Source organism: Dyadobacter beijingensis DSM 21582 (assembly GCF_000382205.1).
GTDB classification, from domain to species: Bacteria; Bacteroidota; Bacteroidia; order Cytophagales; family Spirosomataceae; genus Dyadobacter; species Dyadobacter beijingensis.
In genome coordinates, this window is sequence record NZ_KB907786.1 from 1,644,574 (window position 1) to 1,657,708 (window position 13,135).

The window sequence follows — 13,135 nt, forward strand, 5'->3', positions numbered from 1 at the left end:
CCCGCCATAATTATTCTTGCTAGCATTGCACCCAGTTCGCCTTGTAATATGATTTACCTTATTGTTGATGACCATTTTTTGGTACGGATGAGCATGAGATTGGTGCTCGAAGACCTTTACCCTCACTCTATTGTCCATGAAGCAGAAGACTTTGAACATGCCATGTCGCACCTACAAAATCATCAATATGATTTAATTTTGCTGGACATTGACATTCCTGGTGGGGTAGGTACGAGCATGATCGCCCGTATCCGGGAGCATCAACAGCTGGTGCCAATCCTGGTATGCTCCGCGGCTGATGAGCAATTCAACGCGCTTGAGTATGTGTCAGCCGGTGCAAATGGGTATTTACCCAAGACTGCGGAAAAATCAGAAACAGTGCGGGCTATCCAAACGGTCATGAGAAAGAACCGGTATGTGAGCGAAGCAGTCCAAGAGCGGCTTCTAAACGCGGTAGTATTCCAAAAACAGGCGCGAAAACGTCCGACTGGAATTAAAAGTCTTTCCGTAAGGGAAAGAGAGATTGCCGAGCTGTTGATTACCGGTAAATGGGTAAAAGAAATCGCATCCTTGCTGGATATCCAGTCTAACACCGTTAGTACCTACAAAGCGCGGATTTTTGAGAAACTTGGCGTCGATAATATCATTGAATTGGCAGAGAAAATTAAGGCGCGATAACATCACTGGTGAGCACTGACGGATGATTAAATATCTGCCGTTTAAAAGTAATTATTATTCGTGTCCCTGGTGACAGTTCTTCTAAAACAATGCGTTCGGCCACGCTAGGAGCCAACTCTTTAACCATGACAAGTCCGATACCGGTGTGTGCCGGTTCGCTTTGATTTTTGCCGTTTGCTTGGAACCAATCGCGCAGCTCGCTTGGGATTCCACGACCCGAATCTTCGATAAACAGGCGCAGCTGCTTTTCTTCCACAGAAACATAGGCGCGGACGACACCATTTTTTGTAAATTTATTGGCATTATCGATCAGATTGTGGACGATTATCTTTAGAAGCGGTGCATTCGTTTCGATACACGTATTTAATGGTATTTCATTGAGAAAGGTGTTGGCATTGATCCGTGTGTTTTTACCATACAGCTGCATATTTTCTTCAATCAATGCGCTTAAATCGACTAATTCGGTCGTCGCCTGTTTTTTGTAAATGCGAATTTTCACGTAGGAAAGCATTTCTTCCAATGAGGCTTTTACCTGTCGCATAGAGTCCTCGATGTTCTTTCCTACCATCGTTGCCATCTCATACTGTCCCCTGGCAATCATTTTTTGCATTTCTTCCGAAACGGTAATCGCTGCACCAAGCGGTGAACGTACATCGTGGGCGATGGAGGCCATCAGACGGGATTGCAGTTGCATTTGATAGATTGTGTCCTGCTGGGACTTTTCCAAATCCTTTAGAGCACCACGAAGCTGCGCGGTTCGTGCATTTACCTGCTGTTCAAGCGCCATACTGGCTCGTTTAACTCTGTTGATCCTGTATCTGATGTACCACGCGCCGGCCAAGATCAGTAGGGCGGCGGCAAGTGAGTAAAACCACCAGGTCTGGTACCAGAATGGGGGAACGGTGATCTGAACCGTTTTGTAGGAGATGTTCTTTTGAAGAAAACCATCCATCTTTCGTACGAATAGCGTGTAGTCGCCCTTGCTTAGTGTAGAAATAGTGATTAGCGCCCTATTACCAAAAATGGCGTCAATGGGCAGCCAATCTGATTCTGCCGGGTGTAAGCCCTTAGGCTGGAGAGAGTAGTAGAACCTCAGGTTTTGGGGATTGCCAAAAAATGGCGTTAACATTTCGATCCGGAGTTCCTTTGCTTGTTGAGAGAAGTTCACCTGTTGATTTTCGAATGAAACCGGCAGAGTTTTCCGATCAATTTCCAGACTATGGATGATGATTGCTTTGTCTGGCTGTTCAGGCGTTATGCGCTCTGGCGTGAACCATACCAAGCCTTTCATGGAAGGTAGCGATACCAGCCCTGACGACAGCCGCAGTGCACAAGGCTCACATCTGCCATTGAACTCATTGGTGTTAAATCCGTCGGACTTTGAATAGATATGGTAATAGATCATGCCGCCATGCCTTGCGTACTCAAGCAGGTCTGATTTGAGCACTTGAAATAGCCCATGGTTTGTTGTAATCCAGAAATAGCCGTTTCGGTCTTCGAGAATGCAATGAGAGTTGGCCAGATAACCCTTCCGATCGAGAGGAAAACGGGTTAATCTCTTGTCCCGCAACAGGAAAAAGCCATGTTGCGAGCTGGTGATCCAGACTTGGCGTCCGTCATCAGTCAGATGAATGCTTCTGATATACATGCCGTCAAGCCCGTTGATCCTAACCATTTGCCGATTGGTTTTGTTAATACGGAATAGACCGTGCGCGGTGCCAACCCAGAGGAAACGCGACGATTGAGTGATGAAAGAAACCTCAGTGGGCAAATTCAAGAAATGCCTAGGCCAAGTTCCTAATTTCCACGACGGTTTAACGTAGTAAATGCCCGATGTCTGAGTACCGATCCAAATTGTCGAATCAGGAGCCTGGTAGAGCTGGGAAATTTCCGATGCCAGCTCCCAAGACGCCTTCATCGTAGAGCCATCGGCACTTATTACCATTAATCTGTTCTGTTTTTTACACCAAATATCCCCGTAAGCATCAACAGCAATACTCGTCTTATCCCAGGTTACACTTTCTGTTACCAAAGGGAGCTGCCTGGCTACTGGTTTTTCTATGGAAGGGTCGGCTTGAAAAAGGATGCCTTGAGCAGAAAGTACTTGACGATCACCGAATGCGGCCTGACCGTAGTAAACCTGGTCAGTTCCTGGAAAATCACTGGTTTGGACTTGGAATTTCTTTTTTGTAAGGACAAAAAGCCCATTTAACTGACTTCCTAAAAATATCTTGTCAGTCTTCTGATCATAGTACGCCGACTTGACGATGTCCGTTGCAAAATCAAATCCTTCCAGGATAAGTTTTGAATTTAAGTCGCCATTTTTGTCTTTAAGCAATATGTACAATGCCTTGTCCAAGCGTACCAATGCCTGTTCGCTAGCATTGTTCCAAAACAGTTCGATCGCATCGGGATGAACAGAAAGCTTGTTTAGCCGCAGATCACCATATAACTTTGCCGACTGAGCTTTGAGTTTGCCTTCAACGCAATTATAGCGTGTGAATATTCCCTTTTGTAGATAGTAAAGACTATTGCCTAGGCGGAAAAAAGCCCACGGATACTTATTACCGAAATGCGTCTTTCCTACCAGTCTGTTGTTTACATAACAAGAAAGATCTTTCCGATCGTATACAAAAAAGCGATTTTCACTGGCCGGGATCACAAAGGGGGTCAGCGCAGGCCTGTCGTGACTTAACGTTGGCAGCCGTTCATATAAATGCCCTTTGCCACGTTGAACAAATGGGAACGGTGACTGGCCGCTTCGATTCTGGAATCTCTTATCCACAGAAGCAACCCCTTTGTCTATACGGATAAACTCATTTTCGTTATTGATTGCGTACAAGCCCCGCTTCTTTGGCCGCGGATCAATGCCGATGTTGCCGATGCTAACAGACAAATGTGTACTTCCAAAATTCCGAAATATTGTAAATTCCTGCCCGTCAAAGCGCACCAAGCCACCTTCTGTTGAAAGCCAAACGAAGCCAAGCTCATCCTTAACAATTGTGTACACGCTGTTTTGTGGAAGACCATTTTCATCTGTAAAATGCTCGATTCGAAAGTTGTCTACTTGAACACTTTCCACCTGCCGGCCCAAGGATACTCGTGAAAAGGTAAAAAGGACAATAAAAAGAAGTAATAATTTCATTACTGTATGAAGGGTGCTTTGTAGATACGGTACCAAATGTAGAAATTATTCTATAAATATTGGTTTTGTAAATCACGAGGGCTTCAAACTATTCTTATTGGTTATCGCGGATAATCGATACATATCTACAAACTTTTGGCTCAACTTTTATAAGTCAACGCGCCGGGACATCGTACCTTTGCATTATTAACGTTGCGTATCACAAATAGCTTTCTGGCGATGCCGAGAGGTTATTTTCATGTTCTGTAAGACAACTTCTGTCGTAGTCAGATTTACAACCCCGCTCGGTGCCGTGCAGGCAATCCTTAACGTCGTTCCTAAACATCAACCACAGATCCCATTTCATGTGAAGGTAAGCCGCCTTTGACGAAATCTCAGAAAACGTGAAGTTAGTAAGCTGATCAGGAAGCTAACAATATTGCTTATAACGATCTCTATTATGGGCGTAGCGGATAGATAATTCATCCGTGCAGGCCTGTAAGATTAGAAATTCAATCCTCACCCAACAGCTTATATTTAACATAGTACGTTTGAATCGGAATTCAATGTTGAGTAATTTGATGTAGACGAAGGCCTTCGGTGTGAACAAGTCTGGGTTTAATCCCGAATCTTATGGTACGATCCACACCGATCAATTTTGTAACCTTGGACAGTTCAATTGGCAAACCCCGCGTATACTATGCTGAGTGGCAAAGTTGAAGGCTATTCCATCGCAGTTTAAAACCTCACTTCCCTTTTGTTCATGAAAACATATGTCGGTATCGATGTTGCAAAGGATTCGCTTGCCGTAGCGTTTCCAAAATCGGACAGTTCATGGAAGGCAGCAAGCTTTCCGAATTCGCCGGTAGGAATTCGATCGCTCATCAGCTTTCTGCCCTCAGAGGCCCATTGCGTGGTGGAGGCAACGGGGTCTTATTCGATGTTGGTGGCATACATGCTGTCTCAGGCCGAGATCACTCTTTCTGTTATTAATCCAAAACAAAGCCACCACTTTGCCAAAATGCGGTTGTCTGTGACCAAGACTGATGAGAGCGATGCCGTCCTCCTGGCTAGATATGGCCAAATGACTCAACCTGCCATCTATCATATAGTTAGCGACGCATTACTTAGACTTCGGCAAAAGCGTACGTTGCTCAGGCAATACAAAAAGCAGTATCAGGCAATGCGAAATGTGGAACACTCATTTTCTTCATTGCCAGTAAAGGATAAATCAGCCCAGACTAGCCTAAGACATATTTTGAATGAACTGGAAGCTGCCATCAAGAATTTGATGGTAGAAATAGAGGAATTGACCAAGGCTGATTTCAATCAGGAATTCGTACGTTTGAATTCTGTCGTGGGTATTTCGACAGCTATTGCAACTGCGCTGATCGAAGTGAGTGGTGGCTTCCGGCACTTCCATTCTGCGAAGGCCTTGTCAAAGTTTATTGGGGTAGCGCCAATCATTTATCAATCTGGAAAGCTGAATTCTGTTAAAGGCATTTGTAAGACCGGTGATGCCCAGTTAAGGAGCATGTTGAATGTCGCTTCATGGTCCGCAATTCAACACAATAAATCTTGTCGAGAACTCTACCATCGATTAAAAGCGGCTGGTAAAGCATCGAAAGTTGCCTTGATTGCTGTCGTCAACAAGCTGCTCAGGCAGGCATTTGCGGTAGTCAAATTTGATCAGAATTTTGACCCAAACTACAAACCAGTTTTTCGCGCTTATCCTTGACTTTTAATACAGTCCATAAGAAAAGTTATACAATAATCGGTATTGCCCTGAAATACCTTAGTGTATCCTATGACTGGCGGTTTTTTTGAGCATTGAGCCTTGATGAAATAAATGGAAAAATCTTCTCGAGGTGACTATATAAAATAGTCGAGAGCTCTCCCAAACGAACATTTGCACGCCATGTTTGTCAGATCAAATTCGACCCTGTTATGGCGGGACTAATCGGTACTTACTAGGTTGGTTGTGAAAGTACGAAGGTTCAAAACGAATGTAGCCGCCGTTACACAGGTCCCTGAGAATCCTGGAATATGTCGAGCTACTGTTAATTTTTGCTCCTTTCATCAGTGGCCGGCTATAAATCGCAAGGTGACCGGGGGTTTTCGATGAAATCGCTTCCTTCCATATCGTCAGGTAAAGCGCGATGTGCGACGGGCCGATTTTAGGGTCTTTTTGTATCCGCCTAAAGAAAGAAGTTAGGAATTCGAGTGCAGAATTTTGTGAATCGGAATTGATCATACCTTCACGCTGCGTTTCTTGCTGTTACCTTCACTTTTCTCTTCCTCACCCGGCAATTCCTTATTGCCCTGCTGATGGTTCTTTTTCTCAGTCTGCCCTATACTTTTGTGCGTCTCGTCAGCACCTGACTGACGGATTCTTTTTTGATTCTCGTCGTAGACGGTAATGGATTTGAACTGGGGATTTGCTTCGATGAACCGTTTTTGGTCACCGTCGCCGACGAAAGTTACAGCCTGGCGATTCCCGCGTTCCAAGGATTCCAACAGCCTGACCCTTTCCTGTGGATCTGCAAGCTCCTTAATCGGGTGTTTTTCTATCGCTTTTTCAAGTTCAAATCCATACTGGGGGCTGAATTGGCGAACTTTGAAATTGCCGTTGGAGGTTGTTTCCTTAAAGTCGAGCTTTAGCCATGCGTTGTGCAGCTGCCCGTCTTTATTTGCTAGGTCTTTATTGACAGATCTGCCATCCAGCAGGTTATACGCCTCCTTTTGAGTGATGTTCCTTCCTTCATTGTTAATGTAAAACGTCTGGCCGACGCTAGTCTCCGAGCCGGGCTTTTGAAGTTCGGCTCGGTAGCTGTTAAAAAAATACATATCTGAATTGGTTGATTTTTTGAAATTCAGCGACACGGCCAGCTCGTCCTTGCCGTATGAAGTGACCTGTTTAATGCTGAACTCATTTTGGGCTTTCATGAGCTGTTCGCGCAGTTGAGCCTGAGCTTCTTCACCAAAGCCGGTATATTTGATCTGGTCTTTTAGATAATCGTGGTTTTTCTCGTTCATGACGTTTTCTGTTTATTGCTAATGAATTAAAGTGAATGAACCTTGTACAGGTGGCGTGATTTGAGCCGGATTTGTACATGCCTGGCCCCGCCCTTCTCGGTGAGCTCAACATGGAGGCGCTTTGAGTTGGGCAATGTCAGTTTTGGAAATGCAACAATCAATGTTTTCTCTTCTGAGGCACTTACCTTCGAAATAGCAGGCGCTGCCCTAATCAGAACAATCTCCTCACGCTGCGAAGCGGTACGTTTTACTTGCTTCTTGTCCGAAATAAATAGCCTGAGACTTTCGATATCATAGTCGATCGGCGACTGATTTGAAAGGCTTAACTTAATGAGCATAGCCGGGCCCTGAACAAATAGGCCTTGCAGGTCCAGCAAAAAATCGCCATTTGAGTCGCGCTTGTCCAAATTAGGCTGGGCCATTTCAGCCAGATGCATGGTTTCTTCAACCATCCTTTCATCCAGCGTTGCGTCAATCTGCGCAATGTAGTTGGGCATTAATTGGCCAGATGGCCTTACCATTCGTAAGCTGATTGAGCCGGGAGAATCCTGGTAAATAGTTTCGAAACTATGCACCGCGCCGTCGCCTGTGACAACGATCAAACTGGTGGGTTGTGCACCTTTTCGAGCCCATTTTACCAGCAGGACGTTCTCGGTCCCCCGAGCTTTCTGAACCAACAGGTCGGAGCTACCGCGGTCAACGCTTTTGATCGTCGATGGAAACGCTATCGACACGGTGCGCTCCGCACTAATCTCAATCGGAAGCGTTTCATTGGCGAACAGCTCGCCATTTTGTGCCGTAGAGAGCGACGGCAGCAGAATCCAAGCCAGCAGTAAAAGCCGCGTCAGGCCTTGAAAGATGCTATTGCTCATAATCTTGGTCATTTTTTTGGTTTGAATTGCTGGTGTCGCGCAGTATGACTTTGTACCCGGTCTGCAAGGTTACCTGGGTGAGCCGGGTCTTCCGGCCGAAAATTGTTCTGCCGATCTGCATACCTGCATTGGCTGCCTGAGCCCCAAGTGAAATTCCCCCTAAATCCATGTCTAAGCCTTGAACCTGGCTCCCCAGGGCCTGTTTTGTCACGTTACGGGAAATTGAGCCTGCTATGTAAATACCTTCCACACCATCCAGATCGAAAACTTGAAGATTAACGGGCAGGATATGCTCACCTGAACGGATGGAGCTGATTTTGATTTTTAGACGTTCGCCGGAAAGCGACGCAAGACCATAAACCAAGGCGTTGGTTGGCACGATCAGTCCCTTGATTGTTATTGTTTGTGCTAGTCGTAATTGGACCGTAGAACCCGACAGTACCTGCTGGTTTCCTTCGATGACTGCTGTCAATCCGGATGGCGCAGTAGTAGGTTCCGGCTCGTCAAGTCCATAAAATCCTGTTGTGGAGATGAATGTGGCAGATTTGACCGAATCGTTGGATTGCATTCCGGTAAAGCTCGAAATAAAGTCACCGCTGGAAGCTGCGCTCACTTGCAGCGCCCCTGCATTTTCTGGGATTTGGTTTGCCTGCTGATCCGTCCCAAACGTCGCAGGCTTTTGTATTTCAAGAATTTTGTCAAGCATACCGTCGAGCTGGGCGAGCTCGGGGTCAACTTCATGCCGATTTTCGGGCGAATCCGGCGAATTGAGCATCGCCTGCTTGTTGGCTTCCGCCGTTTCTTCGTCCACGTCTTTAATAGCATAGCGCTTCTTTTCGTCAAATGATGGCGATTGAGCAGCTGCTAACACCATTTCCAGGTTTTGCAACTTCATTTGCACCTGGGATTCGGTGTTCAGACGCCTGGATGTTACGTCTTCCAATACGCTACTGTTGCGGCCCGTATTTTTCGCATTTGGCCCTTCAAGGCCAAGTAATCGTGATGCAATGGTATCTGTGGCCGCATATGAACCATCGCTTCGGTAAGGATCCCGTTTGATCTGCTGTAGACGTAACGCCGAATCCTGGTCGGCTTTGCGGTAGTACTGCCACTTGTCCATCCTGCTTTCGTCTTTGATTGATGCCCCAGGCAGAGCCAATTGCAGACCGCCGCTTTCCGATGGGATTTGGGAACTATCCAAGTTTTTGACGACGAGAACCCAATAGATAAAAGTCAAAAACGGTAAGGCGAGCAAAGGAAGAAACAGGTAGAATTTTCTGCGTTTTGAATATTGCTCGCTATAATTCATCGTTTGCATAGTCGTTTAGTTTTGGTAGTTGTAAATTGTTGATGCTGTCTGCGGTAATAGCCTTGTCTAGGCTATCCAAATACTCGTCCAATATTTGTTGTTTAGAAAGTCCTTCAGGAATGAGGATCCGGTCTGAGAAAAGCCGTTCGCCCAGGTTAAATTTGAACACTGTGGGGCCCCTTGAAGATAGTCCCTGGTAGAACAATGTACCTGCGATCAGTGAACCAACCAGTCCTAGAAGTACAATGAATAGCAAATGGGGTAAGTTGGGATGCCGGTTAATCGCCCCTCGAAAAGTACGTCGGAGCCGTGAGCCAATGTTTCGAAACCGGCCGGTTTTGTTGACCGGTTGTTCCCCTGCCCGTGCGGCGAATTTGCTTGGTTTAAATGGATAGAACATAGCAGTTATCTGGTTTGAATTTGGATGTCTTTGTTTTCGGTGGTATGCCATCTTTCGATCAGAAACCCGTGAGGGTTGTTATCACTCCGGGTGACGGAGCGTAAATAGCCTTCGGTCACCAGGCTGCGGGAAACCACGCTGGTCGGGCGGACAATGCGCTGCACGGCCCTGCACTGAAACTGGTACGGATGGGCAGTGATGTCGATATGGATGCTGTCAATCTGGATATCTTGCGAGATGTTACCTGAAATTACCCCTGTAAAAAAGCCCGACTCGCGCAAGTCCTCGTACTGCTTTTTTGCCGACCCATCGGCCAGGTACAAGGCCTTTGATATATTGGCTGTTATGACCTTGTCATCCGGGGCGAGCGTGAAGAATAGCCGGTGAAAGGTCGCAACGTGATCCTTGGCCTCAACGGGTATGTTATCCTTCCGATCCGATGCGTAAGCTTCAAGCACTTTGCCCGAAGCCAACAAATATACTTTCTGACCGGAGCGGGAAGCTGCGTCAAGGCCCAGATAAATGGCGGCTGTCGAGATCACAGCGCAAGCCAATACCATTGTGAAAGAGAACAGCCGGATGTGCCGGAAAGACCGGTCGATGTCTTTTGTTTTGCTAAACATAGTTGCTAGGATTTTGATCGATGACTTTGACGGTTTCCGAAAACGGGGTAGGAGGGAGTAGCCATATTTCCAATCGAGCTGGCAACGCTTCCAAAAATGCTGGTCGTCTTATGAAGCAGTCCGTTGGGCCCACCTGCATGGATGATATAACCTGCCACGGATGGCACTGCGAAATAGCCCACGATCCCGATGATCAGAAAAATCAGATAGGCCATATCATGGGCGTTAAAAAAAGTATCCCCCGAGCCCTCGATCTGACGAATATCCATCGCGATCATTTTTTCCTGGATTTTCCCAATGATCGCTCCGAAAATATTGGCAACAGGGAGCCAGAGGTAAATATTAATGTACCTGGCAATCCATGCAGTCAGTGTATGCTGCAGGCCGTCGAAGACAGCAATTCCGAAGGCGAGAGGTCCTACAATAGCCAGCACGATCAAATGAAATGTGCGGATCGTATTGATGCACAGGGCAGCGGATTCAAATATAACGCGCAATATTTCGCTCAGTGCTGCTTTGATCGAGTTCCGGAAGTTATACGATTGTTTGGCCATATAAAACTTGATATCATTGGCAATCCCGTCGGTGAAGCCCTCCGAATAGCTGTCGCCATACATGTACTTGAGCCACTTTTCACGGCTTCCCTTGCTGTCATCGCCGACATACATTTCCCAGAACTGGGAGCTTTTGATAGCATCTTCCTTCTTCTTGAGCAATAAACTGATCGCTGCATCGGAATCTTTCACCATACCTGATGTGCCCCTCACCGCAGGGGACAACACGCCATTTATCAGGCTGACCACAGTCGGGAACATGAGAATGGCAAAACCTAGGGCGAAAGGCCGGAGTAGTGGATAGAAATCGATTGGTTCTGCGTTGGAAATGTGGCGCCAAACCCTGTGACCGATGTAAAAGATCGCGGCAAACGCCGCAATTCCCCGCCCAACACTGATGAGCTTTTCGCAAAGCGGAAGCATCTCGGTATAAAGCTCATCGAGCACCCCGTTAAGACCTCTAATTTGTGCCTCATAACCTTGCGCTTGGGCATCGTTGCCCAGTAACACCGTAACTAGTGCCAGAATCAAAAACCCTATTTTCGCTCGCATGACAGTTTTCTTATGGGGTAATACCGTAAACTTCCTGCACAGTTTTATTGGATGCCGACTCGTCTTTACGCTGTGCTACCAGCAGGCTGTTGTTGCTGTTGAAGTGCCTTAAAAAAATCAGCTTCTCAAGCATTTGATGATGAATGTTATCAATCATAGAAAGCCTCTCGTCGTCAGAAGCGCGCAGTTTTTTCGCCGTTACCACATCTGTAAGTGCGTCCAGGTTTTTAATACTTCCCGACAGTAGCTGCTCATACACTTTTCCAAGGTAGCTAAGCTCCTGAGCACTGAATTGGCCCGAGGAGGACAGCATGTCTAGCGCTTGCTTACTTTCTTTCAGAATCGCAAGCTGGGTCTGAACGATATCCTTTATACGTCCGTAGCTTTTGACGCCCGGGCTGACTTGAAGCAGCGCATCCAGAAACGCGTCATGAAGTTTAAAGTTGCCACGCGCGATGTCCCGGATTTTGGTATAGCCTTCAAAAAGGATATCATATCCCTTTTTTAGTTCTTGCAGGATTTTTCGCAGCTCCCTGAGTTTCTCCAGATTCAATATGAGCTGGGTGACTTCCTGTGTTTGGGCATGCGAAACCGACGGTGCTGTAACAAGCAACAGCAGCATTATCAAGATCTGTTTCATTTGTTTTCAGTTGGTTCCGTGCAACGCGCGGCGGTTTTCAATATCGTCTAATTCATTTTTTACCTGCCGGCAGACTAAACCGATTTGTCGCCGCAGATCAGTTGCAAACAGGTAGTTCTTCTCAAATTCCGAGAAATAGAATTCAATCCTGTTGACACGCTGGTCATCAGTCATTGTAAGCTGCTTGTCACGGATCACCGCGAAAAAGCCATAAACCAGTACCTGACTATCATCGTAGAGATGTTCGAGCGCGGCTTCAAATTGTTTTTTCTGTGGCTGGCCCAGACCATGACATGCGCGGATCTCTTCGGGGAGCTTTTCGCAGGTTTCGTTGATCGCCCCATGCAGGTCCGAAATGTGCTGCAAACGGGTCAGGGATGTAATCTCCGGTTTCACAATCAACAGGCTGTCAAACCTGTTTTTATGAAGTTTAAACTCATCGCTTTTGATCTGATGGATTGCGCCCAAACCTTCTTTGGCGATCTTATAACCCTTTTTTGTCAGCTCCAGGTAAATCTTAAGCTGTGCGATCTGCTCTTTCAGGTACTCGCGCTGTGTGCTGTTCTGACGAAACCATTCTTTGAAAAGTTGGCCGGACGATTCACGGCACAAAAGCAACAAGGCCAGCGCGGTGACTAACGTTTTGGTATGCTTGATGTTATTGCAGGCCATAAAGTGATTTGACAACTTTTGCATCGAATTCATTCTTAGCCCTGGAAAGGCTAAGCAGTTTGTTTTCCTGATTGAAACTATTAAGCTCGTCAAGAATTTGATCGGTGGCGTCTGCCGAGCGCTCGATGATTTCAAGTCGCTTCACATCAGTCATTTGCAGCGTAAACGATCTGACAACAAGCTCTAATAGTTCAACGCAGCGCCCGGTTTCAGCCAGGATTCCGTCGTAGATGTTCCGCATGTGCCCAAGTTCCTGTGCAGTAAAATGTTTGTCATTTCGAAACAGCGACCAGGCGGTCTGATACTGCTTTAAGATAGCGGTCTGTTTGTCGGCAATCGCTTTGATTCGGAAGTAGTAGGAAATGACAGCTTTGACTTTTTTGAGCTCCTGATAATATTCCTTGTAAAGGTCCCGCTGTTTTTTAACCCAGTCCTCGATTTCATCAAGCTTCAATTTTGCCATCGTGTTTTCCAGCGCCTTCTGCGCGTTCTGGAGCCGGATTTGACGGTTCTGGCGCCGTTGCACTAACAGGTCCATCGCTCGCACGACCCGTTTGATGGCTTGCTTGATGATCTCGGCCCATGGAATTGCAGCTTCCGCCTGTTTGACCGGTGTTGCGCTTGCAAATACCAATAGCAGGACAAACATGATTTTTTTTGCCATAGCTTCTTTGG

General features: G+C 46.5%; 12 protein-coding genes. 2 read left to right on the forward strand and 10 right to left on the reverse strand.

The window, feature by feature from the left end:
• Positions 1–48: 48 nt before the first annotated feature.
• Positions 49–678, forward strand: a complete 630-nt coding sequence (locus tag H144_RS0106860) for a response regulator (RefSeq protein ID WP_019941312.1) — start codon at positions 49–51, stop codon at positions 676–678.
• On the opposite strand, the gene H144_RS0106865 is transcribed toward H144_RS0106860, so the two are convergent.
• Complete coding sequence (locus H144_RS0106865) at positions 665–3,823, reverse strand: ligand-binding sensor domain-containing protein (protein ID WP_019941313.1); 3,159 nt, start codon at positions 3,821–3,823, stop codon at positions 665–667. The two genes, H144_RS0106860 and H144_RS0106865, sit on opposite strands and share 14 nt — an antisense overlap.
• A gap of 742 nt (positions 3,824–4,565) precedes the next feature.
• On the opposite strand from H144_RS0106865, the gene H144_RS0106870 reads away from it, so the two are divergent.
• On the forward strand, positions 4,566–5,540 hold the full coding sequence (locus H144_RS0106870; protein WP_019941314.1) for an IS110 family RNA-guided transposase: 975 nt from the start codon (positions 4,566–4,568) through the stop codon (positions 5,538–5,540).
• Between the two features lie 512 nt (positions 5,541–6,052).
• On the opposite strand, the gene H144_RS0106875 is transcribed toward H144_RS0106870, so the two are convergent.
• Genes H144_RS0106875 through H144_RS0106915 form a run of 9 tightly spaced genes read right to left on the reverse strand, consistent with a single transcriptional unit; the run spans position 6,053 to position 13,124 of the window.
• A complete protein-coding gene (locus H144_RS0106875) occupies positions 6,053–6,838 on the reverse strand; it encodes a hypothetical protein (protein WP_019941315.1) in 786 nt (261 codons plus the stop codon).
• Between the two features lie 26 nt (positions 6,839–6,864).
• Positions 6,865–7,722 (reverse strand): conjugative transposon protein TraN, encoded by an 858-nt coding sequence (traN, locus tag H144_RS0106880; RefSeq protein WP_019941316.1) that lies wholly within the window; start codon positions 7,720–7,722, stop codon positions 6,865–6,867.
• The gene (gene traM, locus H144_RS0106885) at positions 7,700–9,028 is read right to left on the reverse strand and encodes a conjugative transposon protein TraM (protein WP_033402370.1); all 1,329 of its coding nucleotides are present in this window, start codon (positions 9,026–9,028) and stop codon (positions 7,700–7,702) included. Before traM ends, traN begins: the two co-directional genes overlap by 23 nt.
• A complete protein-coding gene (locus H144_RS0106890) occupies positions 9,009–9,419 on the reverse strand; it encodes a hypothetical protein (protein WP_019941318.1) in 411 nt (136 codons plus the stop codon). The genes traM and H144_RS0106890 overlap by 20 nt, the downstream gene beginning before the upstream one ends.
• A gap of 5 nt (positions 9,420–9,424) precedes the next feature.
• Positions 9,425–10,042: a conjugative transposon protein TraK gene (gene traK / locus H144_RS0106895; RefSeq protein WP_019941319.1), complete on the reverse strand. Its 618-nt coding sequence runs from the start codon at positions 10,040–10,042 to the stop codon at positions 9,425–9,427.
• 5 nt (positions 10,043–10,047) lie between these two features.
• A complete protein-coding gene (traJ, locus tag H144_RS31545) occupies positions 10,048–11,148 on the reverse strand; it encodes a conjugative transposon protein TraJ (protein ID WP_033402371.1) in 1,101 nt (366 codons plus the stop codon).
• Positions 11,149–11,158: 10 nt separating this feature from the next.
• Positions 11,159–11,788 carry a hypothetical protein gene (locus H144_RS0106905; protein WP_019941321.1) on the reverse strand — a complete coding sequence of 210 codons (630 nt, stop codon included), beginning with the start codon at positions 11,786–11,788 and terminating at the stop codon, positions 11,159–11,161.
• A gap of 6 nt (positions 11,789–11,794) precedes the next feature.
• A complete protein-coding gene (locus H144_RS33205) occupies positions 11,795–12,484 on the reverse strand; it encodes a hypothetical protein (protein ID WP_157504485.1) in 690 nt (229 codons plus the stop codon).
• Positions 12,447–13,124: a hypothetical protein gene (locus H144_RS0106915; RefSeq protein ID WP_019941323.1), complete on the reverse strand. Its 678-nt coding sequence runs from the start codon at positions 13,122–13,124 to the stop codon at positions 12,447–12,449. The genes H144_RS33205 and H144_RS0106915 overlap by 38 nt, the downstream gene beginning before the upstream one ends.
• Between the last annotated feature and the right edge of the window lie 11 nt (positions 13,125–13,135).